The organism is Zhihengliuella alba (assembly GCF_039538765.1).
In the GTDB taxonomy this organism is placed as follows: Bacteria; Actinomycetota; Actinomycetes; order Actinomycetales; family Micrococcaceae; genus Zhihengliuella; species Zhihengliuella alba.
Map to the genome: position 1 here is coordinate 302,498 of NZ_BAABCJ010000005.1, position 15,345 is coordinate 317,842.

The window sequence follows — 15,345 nt, forward strand, 5'->3', positions numbered from 1 at the left end:
CAGTAGGCTCGGGTCCATGGAGACTGCACCGCGCACACACGCCGCATCGATCCTGGTCAACGCCGCACCGGAGGAGCTCTATGCGATGCTCTCCGACGTCACCCGGACCGGCGAGTGGTCGCCGATCTGCCGCGAGTGCTGGTGGGACGAGGGCGACGGACCCCGCGAGGGCGCCTGGTTCACCGGCCGGAACGTGCTGCCGGAACGGACCTGGGAGACGCGTTCCCAGGTGGTCGTGGCCGAGCCCGGCCGGGAGTTCGCGTGGATGGTCGGCCAGGGGTTCGTCCGCTGGGGCTACGTCTTCGAGCCGGGGGAGGAGCCGGGGACCACGCGCCTGACGGAGACCTGGGAGTTCACGACCGTCGGGCTCGAGCGCTTCGCTGCACGCTACGGCGACGAGGCGCCGGCGCAGATCGAGAGCAGGACGCAGCAGGCGCTCGAGGGCATCCCGGAGACGCTCGCCGCCATCAAGCGCATCGCGGAGTCGTAGCCGCGGACCCGGCGCGGGCGCGGGCTACTCCGGCTCTGCCCCCGAGGCCTCGCGCGCCCGGGCGGCGGCCTCCTTCTCCGTCTGCGTCGCCGCGTGGTCGAAGAAGAACCAGCACAGCGCGCCGAGCAGCGGGACGCAGAGCACCACGACCACCCACCCGAGCGTGCCCGTCGCCTCGCGGCGGTGCCGGGTCTTCTCGATCCGCACCATGGCGACCACCACCGCGAGCAGCCAGGCGGCGAGCGCGGCCGTCAGCACCCCTTCGAGAACGGGATTGCCGGGGGCGGAGGAGGCGGAGAGCATCCCCGTAGTCTACGGTCAGCGCCGCCGCGGATGCCGCCCCAGGACGTGCCGCAGCGCCGGTTCCAGCTCGGGCGTACGGAACCGGTGACCGACCTGCCGCAGCCGCAGCGGCGCCACGTGCTGGCTCGCCAGTGCGAGCTCCTCCGCCCCGTCCCGGCCCAGGACCACGGCCGGGGCCGCTGCCGGCACGGGCACCAGCGCCGGCCGGCGCAGCACCCGGGCCAGCACCCGCGTGTACTCGCGGTTGCGCACCGCGTCCGGCGCGACCGCGTTGACGGGCCCGGCCAGCTCCTCGTCCCACAGGGCGCGGTGGTAGACGTCCACCAGGTCGTCCAGACCGATCCAGGACATCCACTGCATGCCGCCCGCGATCGGCCCGCCGAGGCCGGCCGCGAACAGCGGCCGCAGCACCGCCAGCTGGCCGCCGGAGGGGCTCTGCACCACGCCGGTCCGGACCGTCACCACGCGCAGGCCGTCGGAGCCGGTGGACCGGGCGGCGCCGGAGTGCGCGGCCTCCTCCCAGTCGGCGACGACGTCGGCCAGGAAGTCCGCCTCGGCGGGGCCCGCGCTGTCCTCGGTCAGGAGCTTCTCGCCGCGGTCCGCGCCGTAGACGCCGATCGCCGAGGCGCTCACGAAGGTGCGCACGCCCGTGGCGGCCGCGAGGTCGGAGAGCCGCCGCGTGGGCTCGATCCGGCTCTCGCGGATGGCCTGCTTGTGCTCGGGCGAGAACCGCCCGAAGATCGACGCGCCGGCGAGGTGCACCACGGCGTCGCACCCCTCCAACAGGTCCGGAGCCGGGTCAGTGGGGTTCCAGCGGCGCTCGTCGGGGCCGTTCGGCTCGCCCCGGACCAGCCGGACCACCCGGTGCCCGCCCGTGGTCAGGAATGCGGTGAGGGCGGTCCCGATGAGGCCGGACGCGCCGGAGACGGCGACGGTCAGGGTCCCGGTCCCGGCCTCGGCGGCCCGGCGGTGGGCGGCGAGATCGTCGGCGAGCTGGCGGTGCCGGAACGCGAGCATGGACTCGAGCAGCGGAGCGGGCACCGGTGTGTCGATCCGGTCGATGACGCGGGTCCGGTCATCGCCGAGGGGCTCGAAGTCGTGCGTGTGGCGCCAGGGGAGCCGGCCGGCGGCGAGCGAGCGCTTGTCGGTGGCGACCGATTCGTCGAGGAATCGGCGCCCCGGAACGTACCCGACCGATTCGTGCCGGGACACCCACTTCAGGCCGGCGGGCAGGTTCAGCTCGGCGGTGCCGTCGCGGAGCGAGCCCGTCTCCGCGTGGACGCTGACGGGGAGCCACGGGGGAGTGAGGCGCTGGAAGGCGCCGGGCCGGGAGTACCAGGCGAAGACGTCGTCGATGGGGGCGTTGACTACGGAGGACCGTTGGATTGCCATGCTTCAGGTTCTCCCGGGAGGGCCCTCGACGGCAACACGCCACGGCCGGGCCCGCCGCCTACGATGAACGCATGACCACCCTCGTCTGGTTCCGGGACGACCTGCGGCTCGCCGACCATCCCGCACTGCACGCCGCGCTGGACCGCGGCGGGCCGGTCCTGGGCCTGTACGTGCTGGACGAGGAGTCGCCCGGCGTCCGGCCGCTCGGCGGCGCCGCCCGGTGGTGGCTGCACCACTCCCTCGCCTCCCTCGCCGAGCGGCTGCGCGAGCGCGGCTCGCAGCTGGTCCTGCGCCGCGGCCCCGCCGCGGACGTGGTCCCGGAGGTGGCGGCCGCGGCAGGTGCGGACGCGGTGGTCTGGAACCGTCGCTACGGCGGCCCCGAGCGGGAGGTCGACGCGGCGGTGAAGGAGTCCCTGCGCGGCGCCGGCGTGGACGCGCGGTCCTACGCCGGGAACCTGCTGTTCGAGCCGTGGACCGTCAGCACCGGGCAGGGCGGCCACTACAAGGTGTTCACCCCGTTCTGGAGGGCCTGCCTGGAGCAGCCGCCGCCCCGCGCGCCGCTGCCGGAGCCGGGGCGGGTTCCCGGACCGGTGCGGTACCCGGAGACCGACGCGCTCGCCGACTGGGGCCTCCTGCCCACCGCGCCGGACTGGGCCGGCGGCCTCCGCGAGGCCTGGGAGCCGGGCGAGCCGGCCGCGCGGCGACGGCTGCGCGAGTTCCTCGCGGCGGACGCCGACGCCTACGACCGTGCCCGCGACGCCCCGGCGGCGGGCACCACGTCGCTGCTCTCGCCGCGCCTGCGCTGGGGCGAGCTCAGCCCGCACACGGTCTGGCGGGAGGCGGTGGCGTCCGGGCGCAGCGTGGGCGGCTTCCTCTCCGAGATCGGATGGCGTGAATTCGCCTGGCACACGCTCTTCCACTTCCCGGCGCTCGCCGATGACAACCTCAACGCCCGGTTCGACGCGTTCCCGTGGCCCCCGCTCGACGCGGAGCACCTGCGGCTCTGGCAGCAGGGCCGCACCGGGGTCCCGCTGGTGGACGCCGGGATGCGCGAGCTCTGGGCGACCGGCACCATGCACAACCGGGTGCGGATGGTGGTCGCGTCCTACCTGGTGAAGAACCTGCTGATCGATTGGCGGCACGGCGAGCAGTGGTTCTGGGACACGCTCGTGGACGCGGACGCGGCGAGCAACCCGTTCAACTGGCAGTGGGTCGCCGGCTCCGGCGCGGACGCGGCCCCCTACTTCCGGGTCTTCAACCCGGAGACGCAGGCCAAGAAGTTCGATCCCGAGCGCCGCTACATCCAGCGGTGGGCGCCCGAGTACGTGGCCGGCGACGCGCCGGTCCCGGAGCCGTTGGTGGATCTCGGTGCGTCGCGCCGGAGGGCGCTGGACGCGTACGACGTCGTCAAGGCGGCGGCCGCTGCCCCGTCCCGGGATCAGGAATCGCCGTAGCAACTGTCGCCGAAGCCGCCGCCGCGCTCAGCCGACCGGAGGCGTGCCCGGAGAGGCAGGGCCCGGGAAGACCTTGCCGGGGTTCAGGAGGCCCGCCGGGTCGAAGACCTGCTTGATCCGGCGCTGCAGCTCGAACTGCTCGTCGCCGAGCTCGTCCCGCAGCCAGGCCCGCTTGAGCAGGCCGATGCCGTGCTCGCCGCTGAGGGTGCCGCCCAGTTCGAGCGCGGTGCCGAACAATTCGCCGGCCGCCGCCCAGATGGCTTCCGGCACCTCGCCCGCACCGCCGTCGTAGACGAACGTGGGATGCAGGTTCCCGTCCCCGGCATGGCAGGTGGTGGGGATGGCGACCCCGTACTTCTCCTCGAGCGCGCGCACGGCGGCGAACGCCTCGGCCATCCGGCTGCGCGGCACGGCGATGTCCTCCACCAGCAGTGTGCCGAGCGACTCCAGGGAGGGGAACGCCGCGCGGCGCAGGGCGACGAGCCGGTCGGCCTCGTCCGGATCGGTGGTGACGTCCACGGTCCCGCCCGCCCGTCGGGCGAGGTCGGCGACCCGGTCCGCGGTCTGGACGGCGTCGGCGCCGTCGCACTGGACCAGGAGGTAGGCGCCGCGGCCGGCGAGGTCCTGGCCGGTGTGCGCGGCCACGGCCTCCAGGGTGCGCTGGTCCATCAGCTCCATGATGGCCGGGACCAGCCCGGCGCGCGTCACCGCGGACGCGGCGCTGGCGGCGGCCTCGAGGGAGTCGAAGAACGCGCCGAGGGTGACCGTCGCCCCGCGGTCCACGGGCTGGAGCTTGAGCGTGCACTCCACGATGACGCCCAGCGTTCCCTCGGAGCCGATCATGAGGGCGCAGAGATCATACCCGGTGACGCCCTTGACGGTCCGGTGGCCCACCGAGAGCAGCGTGCCGTCCGCCAGGACCACCTTCAGCGCGAGGACCGCCTCCCGCGTCACGCCGTACTTGGCGCACAGCAGGCCACCGGCATTCATGGCGATGTTCCCGCCGACCGTGGAGATGTCCTTGCTGGCCGGGTCCGGCGCCCACCAGAGACCGTGCTCGGCGAGGACCTCGTTGAGCCGCCCGTTGAGGATGCCGGGCTGGACCACGGCGAGCCGGTTGTCCGCGGAGATCTCCAGGATGCGGTCCATGCCCGTGAGGGACAGGACGATCTCCCCGTCGCCGGCGATGGCCCCGCCGGACAGGCCGGTCCCCGCACCGCGCGTGACGATCGGGACGCCCGCGGCGGACGCGATCCGGCACGCCGCCTGGACGTCCTCGACGCTGGCCGCGTGGACCACGGCCAGCGGCACCCCGGCGGCGCGGTGCCCCGAGCGGTCCGCGGTGAAGGGAGCGAGCAGCGCCGGATCGGTCTCGACCCGCCCGGGGAGGGCGGCGCGGAGGCGGTCGACGACGTCGTCGTCCGGGGCGGGGGTGGGAGGCATGCCGGGGTCCTGGCCGAGTGGGTTTCCGTTCACACAGAGAGACTGGACTACGGCCGGGCGAATTCATAGCCGAGGAGGTCCGAGGCGGCGTCGAAGAGCAGCTCGAGCATGTCGTCGCCCGTGAGGCCGTAGGTGCCGTTGGCGGCCTGCAGCGCCAGGCCGTCCACCAGGGCCAGCAGCAGCTGCGCCTGGTGCCGGGCGGGCCGACGGGCGGAGACGAGGCCGCCGGCATGGGCCTCCTCGAGCACGTCGAGGAAGAACCGCCGCCACACCTCCAGGGCCGTGTTGATCTCGGCGCGCAGCGCGGGGTCCCGGCGCGCGGCCCCGTAGAGCTCGAGCCAGAAGGACCACGCCTGGAGGAAGGGCCGGTCCCCATGGACCGCGAAGACCAGCAGGCGCCGGATCCTGTCCATCGGCTCGGCCTCGGCGCGGGCGATCGAGAGCCACTCCTCCTCCGACTCGTGCAGCCGCTGGCGCAGGGCGGCCCCGATCAGCGAGGAGCGGGCCCCGAAGTGGTGTTGGATCATCCCGACGCTGCAGCCGCTGGCCCGGCCCACCGCGGCGAGGGTGCAGCCGTCCACGCCGTCGTCGGCGATGACCTCCGCGGCGGCGTCGAGGATCGTCCGCCGGCGGGAGTCGATCTGCGTCTCCGTGACGGCGTACCGCCCGCGCTCGCCGGCCTCCGCCCCGGGCATCACAGACCCGCTGGCTCGAGGGTGCCCGCGTAGGCGTCGAGGGCCCGGCCCAGACGGAGCGCGCCCTCCTCCAGCCGTTCCGGCGCCTCCAGGGAGTACGCGAGGCGGAACTGGCGCTCCCCGCTGCCGTCCGCGTAGAAGGACGCCCCGGGGACGAACACCACCCGCTGGTCCACCGCGTCGTCCAGGAGCCCGGCGGAGCTCCAGCCCTCCGGGAGCGTCAGCCAGCTGAAGAATCCGCCGCGCGGAGCCGTCAGCGCCGCGCCCGCCGGCAGGAGGGGCAGCAGCGTGCTCTGCAGGGCCTCGGCCCGCCGTCCGTACTCGGCGGCGGCGCCGGCCACGGTCTCCCGCCAGCCGCCGCGGGCGACGAAGGCGCGGGCCAGCTCCTGGCTCAGCACCGAGGGGCAGATCACCGCGGATTCGCTGGCCAGCTGCAGCGGGCGGCGCAGCCACGCCGGGGCGCTGGCCCAGCCGACGCGCAGGCCCGGCGCCATGATCTTGGAGAACGAGCCCAGGTAGATCACCAGCTCCGGATCGAACGAGTGCAGCGACGGGACCCGGTGCTCGCCGAAGGCCAGCTGGCCGTACGGGTTGTCCTCGATGATGGGGATCCCCGCCTGCCGGCAGATCTCCACGATCTCCGGTCGGCGCTCGGCGGCGAGCGAGATCCCCGTGGGATTGTGGAAGTTGGGCACCGTGTAGAGGGCGCGCGGGCGGCGTCCCAGTGCGGCGAGCCGGTCGATCTGCTCCCGCAGCGCGTCCGGCCGCAGGCCGTCGTCGTCCATCCCCACGTGCTCGACGACGACGCCGGCGCCGCCGAAGACCCCGAGGGCCCCGACGTACGTGGGGGCCTCGGCGAGCACCGTGTCCCCGCGGGCGAAGAGCAGCTTGGTGAGCAGGTCCAGGGCGAGCTGCGAGCCGGCCGTGACCTGGATGGACTCCGGCGCCGCGTGGACGCCCTCCGCCGCCATGACCTCGACGATCGCCTCGTGCAGGCCGGCGAGGCCGGTCCCGGCGCCGTACTGCAGGACCTCGGGCCCCCGCTCGGCGATGGCGCGGGCGGCGGCCTCCTCCATCCAGCCCAAATCGTTCAGGCGGAGGTCCGGGTTCCCTCCGGCCAGCGACACCATGCCCGGCTGCATCGACAGCTCCCAGACGTCGCGGACGGGGGAGGGCAGGAATCCGACGGCGGCGTCGGAGAGGAAGGGGTGGGACACCGGTGTCTCCTAGGGTCGGGACCGCGCTGCGACGGCCCGGGACGGTGGGGTCCGCACAGCATAAGTTGAGTGTATTGAAATTATCAACAGGCCGTCCGTCGGGGTCAGAGCATCTGCCGGTAGTAGTCCTCCTTGACCAGCTCCAGGTGCTGCCAGGCCGTCAGGCGCAGGATCCCCGGCAGCGCCCGCAGCGCGTCGAGGTGGCCGAGGAGGTCGCTCGACGTCGGTGCGGCGATCGTCGCGACCACGTCGAAGGAGCCGATGCACTCGGCGGCGAACTCCACCGCGGGCTCGGCACGGAGCGCCGCCAGGACGTCGCCGGCGTCGGCCCCGAGCGTGATGCCGAGTCCCATGGACAGCTGCCGACCCAGGGCGCCCCGCGTCTCGACGGCGCTGACGGTGACGATGCCGGTGGCGAGGAGCCGCTGCACGCGCGCCCGGGTGGCCGGGGCGGAGAGGCTCACCGCGCGCGCGAGCGAGCTGTAGCTCGCGCGCCCGTCGCGCTGCAGCAGCTCCACCAGGTGGCGGTCGATCGCGTCGGTGCCGGAGACGCCGTCGTACCTCGGGATGAAGAGGCCCTTGACGATGTCCGTGTAGCGCTGGGTGCGCACCTCCGTCACGCCCGGCGTGGACCGCACCCGGTGGAGCGCCGCCGCCAGGGCCGCGTTGGAGTCGACCCGGATCTCCACCACGATGTCGTGCAGCCCGCCGACACAGGAGACGAGGACCGCCTCCTCGATGCCGGCCAGCGCCCGGGCCACGGGCAGGGCGGCCCGGTCGATCGCCACCGACAGGTGCGCGATCACGGTCTGGCCGACGAACGCCGGGTCGTAGGCCGCCACCACGCGGACCGTGCCGCTGCCGGTGAGCGCGTGCAGGCGCTCCGACACCACCGAGCGGGGCGCGCCGAGGTCCGCGGCGAGGCGCTGGATGCTCGCTCGCCCGTCGCGCTGGAGCGCGCGCACCAGGCGTGCGTCGAGGGAGCCGTCACGGTCAGGAGACACTCAGAAACCCCGTTCTGTCGGTCGTGCGAGGCGGAAATGAAGTACAAGAGGGACAATGTACGTAGTTCTGCGTAGATTGTGTCGCACCGTGCGGCAGATCTGAAGCCTGAAGCATGATCTGGCCATTGAAGTGCGTTGTGAGGACGGTCACGCGCTCCTATCGTGGGGGCACAGCCTCGAGGATCGGGGCGCTTCCCCTCAGGAGAGTGCAATGGATACGAGCCACACCAGCAAGCCCGGGTTCGACCACCGGCAGGCGCGGCGTGCCGGCACCGCCGCCTTCGTCGGCACGGCGATCGAGTGGTACGACTTCTACATCTACGCGACGGCGGCCGCCCTGGTGTTCGGGCCCGTCTTCTTCCCCGAGTCGGACCGGATGGTCGCCGTCGCAGCGGCCTTCGCGACCTACGCCGTCGGCTTCTTCGTCCGGCCGCTCGGCGCCATCATCTTCGGCCACATCGGCGACCGCTTCGGCCGCCGCCCGTCCCTCGTCATCACCCTGCTCGGCATGGGGCTGGCCACGGTCATGGTCGGCCTCCTGCCGACCTACGGCCAGGTGGGCGCCTGGGCGCCGGCCCTGCTGATCCTCCTGCGCGTGGTGCAGGGACTCGCCGTCGGCGGTGAGTGGGGAGGCGCCGTCCTCATGGCGGTCGAGCACGCACCGGAGAAGCACAAGACGTTCTACGGCGGCTTCCCGCAGCTGGGCAACTCCGCCGGCGCGCTGGCCGCGACGGGCATCTTCTCCCTGCTCTCCACCATGGGCGACACCTTCCTGGTGGACGGCGGGTGGAGGATCCCGTTCCTGCTCTCGCTGCCCCTGGTGGGCCTGGGCTTCTGGGTGCGCTTCCGGCTGGAGGAGTCCCCGGTCTTCGACCAGTTCCGCGACGAGCAGCCGACCCAGCTGCCCCTGACCTACGCGGTACGGACCAACTGGCTCCCGATGCTGCTGGGCATCGGCATGGCCGGCGTCTCCACAGGCGGCTACTACATCGTCACCTCCTTCGCCACGGCCTACGGGACCGAGCCGGAGATCGGCCTCAGCGAGACCCTCATCCTCAACGCCCTCTCGGCGGCCGCCTTCGTCGAGTTCGTGACGACGCTGGGCATCGCCTGGCTCGGCGACCGGTACGGCCGCAAGAAGGTGGTCATGGTCGGCGTCCTGGGCTCCGGCGTCCTGGTGGTGCCGCAGTTCCTCACGCTGGACGGAGGATCCGTCTGGGCCATCTTCGCCGCGTTCATCGGCATGCGGCTCGTCATGACGGCCACCTACGCCCCCGTGGCGACCGTGATGGCGCAGATGTTCCGCCCGCAGGCCCGGTACACCAGCATGTCGCTCTCCAACGGCATCGCCGCCGCGATCTGGGGCGGGCTCGGCCCGGTCACGGCGACCTGGCTGTACGTGCAGACCGGGACCATCTGGTCCGTGATCGTGCTCTTCCTGGCCATGGTGGCGGTCTCCGCCGTCAGTCTCCACTTCGCCCCGCAGTACATCGACCCGGTGACGGACACGTCCGCGGACGGCGCGGACCCCGCCCCGTCCGTCGACGCCCGCGCCGATTCCATCCGCTGATCCCAGAAGCCCTCGGAGGACGTCTTGAGAAAGCTCCGCACATTCGAAGCGATGCCAGTGGACTATGTGCCGCAGCTCGTGCACGCGGCCACGATCCGCACCCTGGACCCCGGGGCCCCGGTGGCCGGCGCCATGCTCCTCCACGCCGGCCGCATCCTGGCCGTCGGGACCGCGGCGGACTGCCTGCTGGCCGCAGCGGAGCTAGGGCTCCCGGCTCCGGCGGAGCAGGACCTGGGCGACGCCGTGGTGGTCCCGGGCTTCATCGACGCCCACGCCCACCCCCTCATGTACGGCCAGCTGAAGACCTGGGTGGACTGCGGACCGGACCGGGCGTCGTCGATCCCCGAGATCGTCGACCTGCTGCGCCAGCGCGCGGCCGAGACCCCCAATGGGCTCCCGGTGCGCGGCTACGGCTACGAGCATGTGAACCTCGCCGAGGGGCGCCATCCCACCCGGCACGAGCTGGACCGAGTGGCGACGGACCGCGAGGTCTACCTGATGAACGCGTCGGGGCACGGCGGCGTGGTGAACAGCTACACGTTCGAGCTGCACGGGATCACCGACGAGACCCCCAATCCGGCCGGCGGCGAGTACTTCCGCGACGCCGACGGGCAGCTGACCGGCGAGCTCTCCGACGCCGCCTGCAACATCCTCACCGGGGTCGAGGGCGTCAAGGTGGGCCACCACGGGCCCAACTTCCATCTGGCCGACGCGCCGGACGAGCACCTGCGGCAGCTGCGGATCGCCCAGGAGTCGTTCCTCGCCGGCGGCGTGACCACGCTCGGCGACTGCCAGGTCTCCCGCCGCGAGTTCGACATGTACCTGCGCCTGGCGGAGGAGAACCAGCTCAAGGTCCGCGTGAACATGTACCTGCTGTCTCACCTGCTGGACGAGGCCGCGGAGATGGGCCTGCACGGCCAGTTCGGCAACGCCTTCCTGAGCTTCGCGGGCTTCAAGTTCTACGCGGACGGCACGCTGGGCGGGTGGACCGCCTACTTCCCCGACGGGTACGTCGGGGACCCCTGCCGCACCGGTCAGCTCTACCACGACCCGGCGGACTACGCAGACCTCATCTCCCGGGCCCACGGGCTGGGGCTGCAGACCGCCACCCACGCCCAGTCGCCCACGGCCCTCGACATGGTGATCGGGGCGATCGAGCGAGCGCAGGCCGAACGGCCCGACGCCGACGCGCGGCACCGGATCGAGCACTGCGGCCTGCCCACCCCGCAGCAGATCAGGCGCATGGCCGAGGCCGGCATCTACCCGGTCAACCAGCCGCAGCACTACTACAACTGGGGCGAGGGCGTGCAGGAGGCCGTCGGCACCCCCGGTGAGCGCTTCAACCCCCTGGGCGAGTTCGTCGAGGCCGGTGTGCCCGTCACCATCAGCTCCGACGCGCCCGTGGCGGAGCCCCTGCCGCTCGAGGCCATCCAGGCGGCCGTGACCCGCGTGACCCGCAACGGGCACCGGCTCGGCCCCGACGGCCTGCGCATCACCGCCGCGCAGGCGCTCGCCGCCCACACCATCAACGCCGCGCGCGCCCTCGGCCGCGAGGACGACCTGGGTTCCCTCACGCGCGGCAAGCGCGCCGACTTCACCGTGCTCTCGGCCGACCCGCTGGAGGTGGAGCCGGACCGCATCGCCGAGATCAGCGTCCGGGAGACGTGGGTGGACGGCGTCCGCCGCTTCACCGCCGACCGCACCACCACCACCGCCAAGGAGGCACAGCATGTCTGAGCAGGAGACCGGGACCGCCGGAGTGATCGAGCTGCCCGCCGGCGTGGTCCGCGAGAACGTGGGGCTCGACGTGCTGACCCTGCTGGCCGCGTACGGGGTGGACACCGTCTTCGGCATCCCGGGCACCCACAACCTCGAGTTCTACCGCCACCTGGAGCCCCTGGGCATCCGGGCGGTGACCGCCCGGCACGAGCAGGGAGCCGGCTACGCGGCCGACGGGTGGGCGCAGCAGACCGGTCTTCCCGGCGTGGTGATCACCACGAGCGGTCCCGGGCTCCTCAACGCGCTCTCCGCCGCCGGGACGGCGTACTGCGAGTCCCGGCCGCTGCTCATCCTGTCCCCGGGCGTGCCCCAGGGCGAGGAGTTCGCCGACCGCGGCTCCCTCCACGAGACGAAGGACGCGACCGGGGCCGTGGGCGCGATCGTCGAGTGGTCGCGCCGCGTGGGCTCCGGGGCGGAGGCCGTCCAGGCCGTCCACGACGCCTTCGAGCTGTTCCGGTACGGCCGGCCCCGCCCCGTCCACGTCGAGATCCCGCTGAACATCCTCGAGGGACCCTCCGACGCCCGGCCGGCGGAGCTCCGGGCCCGCCCCCGCCGCGAGCCGCAGAGCGCCCCCGACGGTGCGGTGGACGACGCCGTCGCAGCCCTGCGCGCCGCCCGCCATCCTGCGATCCTGGCCGGCGGCGGATCGCTCGCCGCCGGCGACGACATGCTCCGGCTCGCCGAGGCCCTTCAGGCGCCCGTGGTGACGACCCTCAACGGCAAGGCGGCGATCCCCGAGTCCCATCCGCTGTCCCTCGGCTCGGACATCCGGCTGGAACCGGCACAGCACCTGCTCGAGCAGGCCGACGCCCTGCTGATCCTGGGCTCCAAGGTCGGCGAGGCCGAGCTGTGGTTCCGTGCCCTGGAACCGCAGGGGACGGTCATCCGCGCGGACCTCCTCGCCTCGCAGCTGGACAAGAACGTCCGCTGCGACATCGGGCTGATCGGCGACAGCGCCGCCGTCGTGCCCCAGCTCCTGAGCGGTCTGGCGGGCCACACGCCCGGCCGGGCGCCGGACCTCGCGGGGCTCCGCGCCCAGCTGCGCGAGGAGGCCCGGGCGCTCTCGCCGCAGTTCGCCGCCCTCGCGGAGGAGGTGGCCCGTGCGGTGCCGCCGGAGACCATCATCGGCGGCGACTCCTCGCAGGCGACCTATCTGGGCACGGCCAGCTTCGTGCCCCAGGACCGGCCGCACTCGCTGCTCTACACGCCCGCCTACGCGACGCTGGGCTACGGCCTGCCGGCCTCGATCGGGGCACGGATCGCGGCGCCGGACCGTCCGGTGGTGTGCGTGGTAGGCGACGGGGCGCTGATGTTCGCCGTCCAGGAACTCGCCACGGCCGTCGAGCAGGGCCTCGACCTGGTGGTGGTCTGCGCCGAGAACGGCGGCTACGCGGAGATCCAGCAGAACGAGGCGGACCGGGGCATCCCGCCCGTCGGCGTCGAGCTGGTCCAGCCCGACTGGGCGGCGCTGGCGATCGCCTTCGGCGGGCACGGCACTCGGATCTCCGCCGCGGACGAGCTCGCACCGGCGATCCGCGAGGCATTGCGCGCGGGCGGGGTACGGCTCATCCACGTCCCGGTGGAGCTCTTCGCCGGGTAGGACGGCGGTGCGGCCGAGCCGGTCGCGGCTCGGCCGCGGGTCTGATTCTCGCGAGGCAGTCGGTGGGCCACCGTCGTCGACGCGGGTGCGTAGTCCCCCGCCGTCTCCCGGGTGTGAAATTCTGAGGTGAGAGCCGCGACGGCCCGTACCGCCGCCGCATCAGCACCAAGTCTCAGGAGTCACTCCATGCCGCAGCCCGCGTCCAGTCGATCCCAGGTCCCCGGGTTCAAGGTCATGGAGGTCCTCCAGCGCGTCGCCGAGCTGCGGGAGGCCGGGCGGGACGTCATCTCGCTCTGCGCCGGCGAGCCCTCCGGCGGGGCCACGACGCCGGTGTCCCGCCGGGCCGCCGAGATTCACGCGTCCGGCACCGCCCTGACCTACACGCCGGCGCTCGGCGTCGCCCAGCTGCGCAACGCCATCGCCGGCCACTATCGCCGCTGGTACGGCCTCGACGTCGAACCCCGCAACGTCGCCGTCACCACGGGCTCCTCCGGGGCGTTCATGCTCCTCTTCCTCACCGCCTTCAACCCGGGCGACCGGGTGGCGCTCGCCAAGCCCGGCTACCCCGCCTACCGCAACATCCTGAAGGCGCTCGGGATCGAGGTCGTGGAGATCGCCTGCGGCCCCGCGACCCGCTACCAGCCCACCCCCGAACTGCTCGACGCCGCCGCCGAGGCGCACGGGCCGCTTGCCGGCGTGGTCCTCGCCTCGCCCGCCAACCCGACGGGAACCATGGTGGACCGGGCCGAGCTGACGGCCCTCGCCGACTGGTGCCGGATCAACGACGCACGCCTGGTCAGCGACGAGATCTACCACGGCATCACGTACCCGGAAGCCGGCGCCGCAGACCCGCGCGGGGTCTGCGCGTGGGAGCTGGACCGCGAGACGATCGTCATCTCGAGCTTCTCCAAGTACTGGGGCATGACCGGGTGGCGGCTCGGCTGGGCGCTGGTGCCGGACAGCCTGCTCGGCGCGGTCGACGCGCTCGCCGGGAACGTGGCCCTCTGCCCGCCGGCCCCCGCGCAGTTCGCCGCGGTGGAGGCCTTCAGCGAGGAGTCCTACCGCCAGGCGGACGGTTTCCTGGCCGAGTTCGCAGAGACGCGGGACGCGCTGCTGGCCGAGCTCCCGCGGCTCGAGTGGGGCGACGCGGCGCCGGCCGACGGCGCCTTCTACCTCTACGCGGAGCTGGGGGAGCAGCTCCGCGGCTTCGCGGACTCCGCCGAGTACTGCTCGGCGCTGCTGGAGGCGGAGGGCGTGGCCCTCACGCCGGGATCCGACTTCGACGACGGCGGCGGCCGGACCGCCGTGCGCCTCAGCTTCGCCGCCGGGCGCGACCAGGTGCTGGCCGCAGTGGACCGGATCGTCCGCTTCCAGACGCAGTGACCTGCAGTGACCCGCGGACCGGCCTTGACATGGGGCAGGAGCCGGGGAGGATGAGGGGCATGCGTATCTGGGCTGCCGTGATGGTCGTGGTGACTCCTGTGCTGATGTGGTCCCTCTCCACGCACCTGCACCCCCTGCTGCTCGGATCCCTCGGGGTTCTGATCCTGACCCTCGCGGTGCTCGCCTGGTGTGCGGAGTCTAACCGGCAGCACCTCATCCGGCGGGTGGCCGCCGTCGTCGCCATCGTCTCGATGGCGGTGGGGATCGCAGGCCTCGCCACGGGCCACGAGGGGCGCTACCTGACGTCCTTCCTCCTGCTGGCGGTGGGCGCAGCCACCTTCTCCCGGAAGGAACCGACCGGAGAGCCGCGGGAAGTTCCGGTCGATTGATCGCTCCCAAGGCCGACGTGCGCCGGGCCGGCGGCGGGCAGCCGCCGCACGCGATGATCCGGTCGGCCAGAACCGATGATCTCCCACGGCTCCAGACGATCGAGCTGGCCGCAGGGGAGGGCTTCAGGGATCTCGGCATGGACGCGATCGCCGACGACGCCCCACCGTCGCTCGAGGATCTGGCGGGCTACCAGAGCGACGGACGGGTCTGGGTGGCGGCTGATGCGAGCGGGCTCCCGATCGGCTACCTGCTGATCGAGGTCCTGGGGTCCGACGCCCACATCGAGCAGGTCTCGGTGCATCCGGCGCACGCCCGGCAGGGGATCGGTCGCCGACTGATCGAGCACGCGGCGGCCTGGGCCGGCTCCCGGGGCTTCGAAGCGCTCACGCTCACCACGTTCGAGCACGTCCCGTGGAACGCCCCGTACTACAGACGGCTCGGCTTCCGACCCGTGCCCGAGACCGAGTGGACCGAGGAGCTCCGCCTCCTCGTCGCCGGCGAGCGCGAGCACGGGCTCGACGCCTGGCCCCGCGTCGCCATGCGGCGCCTGCTGTCCACGACCTAGGAAGCTGGCTGGTCCGGCCGCACCCGCGCGCGGGACGTATCCTCGATGAGGCGCGCGGCG

General features: G+C 73.2%; 14 protein-coding genes. 8 read left to right on the forward strand and 6 right to left on the reverse strand.

Annotated features, from left to right (window positions below; all coding sequences use genetic code 11):
* Positions 1-16 precede the first annotated feature (16 nt).
* On the forward strand, positions 17-490 hold the full coding sequence (locus ABD784_RS10955) for an SRPBCC family protein (RefSeq protein ID WP_344884295.1): 474 nt from the start codon (positions 17-19) through the stop codon (positions 488-490).
* Between the two features lie 24 nt (positions 491-514).
* On the opposite strand, the gene ABD784_RS10960 is transcribed toward ABD784_RS10955, so the two are convergent.
* Together ABD784_RS10960 and ABD784_RS10965 are read right to left on the reverse strand one after the other, a co-directional pair.
* Positions 515-793 carry a PLDc N-terminal domain-containing protein gene (locus ABD784_RS10960; RefSeq protein ID WP_344884298.1) on the reverse strand — a complete coding sequence of 93 codons (279 nt, stop codon included), beginning with the start codon at positions 791-793 and terminating at the stop codon, positions 515-517.
* Between the two features lie 15 nt (positions 794-808).
* Positions 809-2,185, reverse strand: coding sequence for a TIGR01777 family oxidoreductase (locus ABD784_RS10965; RefSeq protein WP_344884301.1), 1,377 nt, complete (start codon positions 2,183-2,185; stop codon positions 809-811).
* Positions 2,186-2,256: 71 nt separating this feature from the next.
* Here ABD784_RS10965 and ABD784_RS10970 point away from each other — a divergent pair, with 71 nt between their 5' ends.
* Positions 2,257-3,639: a cryptochrome/photolyase family protein gene (locus ABD784_RS10970; RefSeq protein WP_344884304.1), complete on the forward strand. Its 1,383-nt coding sequence runs from the start codon at positions 2,257-2,259 to the stop codon at positions 3,637-3,639.
* 27 nt (positions 3,640-3,666) lie between these two features.
* Here the strand turns inward: ABD784_RS10970 and ABD784_RS10975 are convergent, their stop codons facing one another.
* The 4 genes from ABD784_RS10975 to ABD784_RS10990 form a co-directional block, all read right to left on the reverse strand.
* A complete protein-coding gene (locus tag ABD784_RS10975) occupies positions 3,667-5,082 on the reverse strand; it encodes an FAD-binding oxidoreductase (RefSeq protein WP_344884306.1) in 1,416 nt (471 codons plus the stop codon).
* 47 nt (positions 5,083-5,129) lie between these two features.
* Positions 5,130-5,777: a TetR/AcrR family transcriptional regulator gene (locus ABD784_RS10980; RefSeq protein ID WP_344884309.1), complete on the reverse strand. Its 648-nt coding sequence runs from the start codon at positions 5,775-5,777 to the stop codon at positions 5,130-5,132.
* Positions 5,777-6,994 (reverse strand): aminotransferase-like domain-containing protein, encoded by a 1,218-nt coding sequence (locus ABD784_RS10985; RefSeq protein ID WP_344884312.1) that lies wholly within the window; start codon positions 6,992-6,994, stop codon positions 5,777-5,779. The genes ABD784_RS10980 and ABD784_RS10985 overlap by 1 nt, the downstream gene beginning before the upstream one ends.
* A gap of 104 nt (positions 6,995-7,098) precedes the next feature.
* Entirely contained in the window at positions 7,099-7,998 is a 900-nt protein-coding gene (locus ABD784_RS10990; protein WP_344884315.1) for an Lrp/AsnC family transcriptional regulator, read from the reverse strand.
* A 211-nt stretch (positions 7,999-8,209) separates the two neighbouring features.
* On the opposite strand from ABD784_RS10990, the gene ABD784_RS10995 reads away from it, so the two are divergent.
* The 6 genes from ABD784_RS10995 to ABD784_RS11020 all read left to right on the forward strand — a co-directional run bounded on the left by ABD784_RS10995 (position 8,210) and on the right by ABD784_RS11020 (position 15,285).
* A complete protein-coding gene (locus ABD784_RS10995; protein ID WP_344884317.1) occupies positions 8,210-9,568 on the forward strand; it encodes an MFS transporter in 1,359 nt (452 codons plus the stop codon).
* A 24-nt stretch (positions 9,569-9,592) separates the two neighbouring features.
* The gene (locus ABD784_RS11000; protein ID WP_425582967.1) at positions 9,593-11,305 is read left to right on the forward strand and encodes an amidohydrolase; all 1,713 of its coding nucleotides are present in this window, start codon (positions 9,593-9,595) and stop codon (positions 11,303-11,305) included.
* Complete coding sequence (locus ABD784_RS11005; RefSeq protein ID WP_344884323.1) at positions 11,298-12,947, forward strand: thiamine pyrophosphate-binding protein; 1,650 nt, start codon at positions 11,298-11,300, stop codon at positions 12,945-12,947. Before ABD784_RS11000 ends, ABD784_RS11005 begins: the two co-directional genes overlap by 8 nt.
* A gap of 186 nt (positions 12,948-13,133) precedes the next feature.
* Positions 13,134-14,330, forward strand: coding sequence for an aminotransferase class I/II-fold pyridoxal phosphate-dependent enzyme (locus ABD784_RS11010; protein WP_344884326.1), 1,197 nt, complete (start codon positions 13,134-13,136; stop codon positions 14,328-14,330).
* A gap of 59 nt (positions 14,331-14,389) precedes the next feature.
* Complete coding sequence (locus tag ABD784_RS11015; RefSeq protein WP_344884329.1) at positions 14,390-14,719, forward strand: hypothetical protein; 330 nt, start codon at positions 14,390-14,392, stop codon at positions 14,717-14,719.
* Positions 14,716-15,285, forward strand: coding sequence for a GNAT family N-acetyltransferase (locus ABD784_RS11020; protein WP_344884332.1), 570 nt, complete (start codon positions 14,716-14,718; stop codon positions 15,283-15,285). Before ABD784_RS11015 ends, ABD784_RS11020 begins: the two co-directional genes overlap by 4 nt.
* The last annotated feature ends 60 nt before the right edge of the window (positions 15,286-15,345 follow it).

Excerpts from the sequence above, each read along its gene's own strand:
- ABD784_RS10955 (WP_344884295.1), top strand. The coding sequence starts at position 17 with ATGGAGACTGCACCGCGCACACACGCCGCATCGATCCTGGTCAACGCC.
- ABD784_RS10960 (WP_344884298.1), bottom strand. The coding sequence starts at position 793 with ATGCTCTCCGCCTCCTCCGCCCCCGGCAATCCCGTTCTCGAAGGGGTG.
- ABD784_RS10965 (WP_344884301.1), bottom strand. The coding sequence starts at position 2,185 with ATGGCAATCCAACGGTCCTCCGTAGTCAACGCCCCCATCGACGACGTC.
- ABD784_RS10970 (WP_344884304.1), top strand. The coding sequence starts at position 2,257 with ATGACCACCCTCGTCTGGTTCCGGGACGACCTGCGGCTCGCCGACCAT.
- ABD784_RS10975 (WP_344884306.1), bottom strand. The coding sequence starts at position 5,082 with ATGCCTCCCACCCCCGCCCCGGACGACGACGTCGTCGACCGCCTCCGC.
- ABD784_RS10980 (WP_344884309.1), bottom strand. The coding sequence starts at position 5,777 with ATGCCCGGGGCGGAGGCCGGCGAGCGCGGGCGGTACGCCGTCACGGAG.
- ABD784_RS10995 (WP_344884317.1), top strand. The coding sequence starts at position 8,210 with ATGGATACGAGCCACACCAGCAAGCCCGGGTTCGACCACCGGCAGGCG.
- ABD784_RS11005 (WP_344884323.1), top strand. The coding sequence starts at position 11,298 with ATGTCTGAGCAGGAGACCGGGACCGCCGGAGTGATCGAGCTGCCCGCC.
- ABD784_RS11010 (WP_344884326.1), top strand. The coding sequence starts at position 13,134 with ATGCCGCAGCCCGCGTCCAGTCGATCCCAGGTCCCCGGGTTCAAGGTC.
- ABD784_RS11015 (WP_344884329.1), top strand. The coding sequence starts at position 14,390 with ATGCGTATCTGGGCTGCCGTGATGGTCGTGGTGACTCCTGTGCTGATG.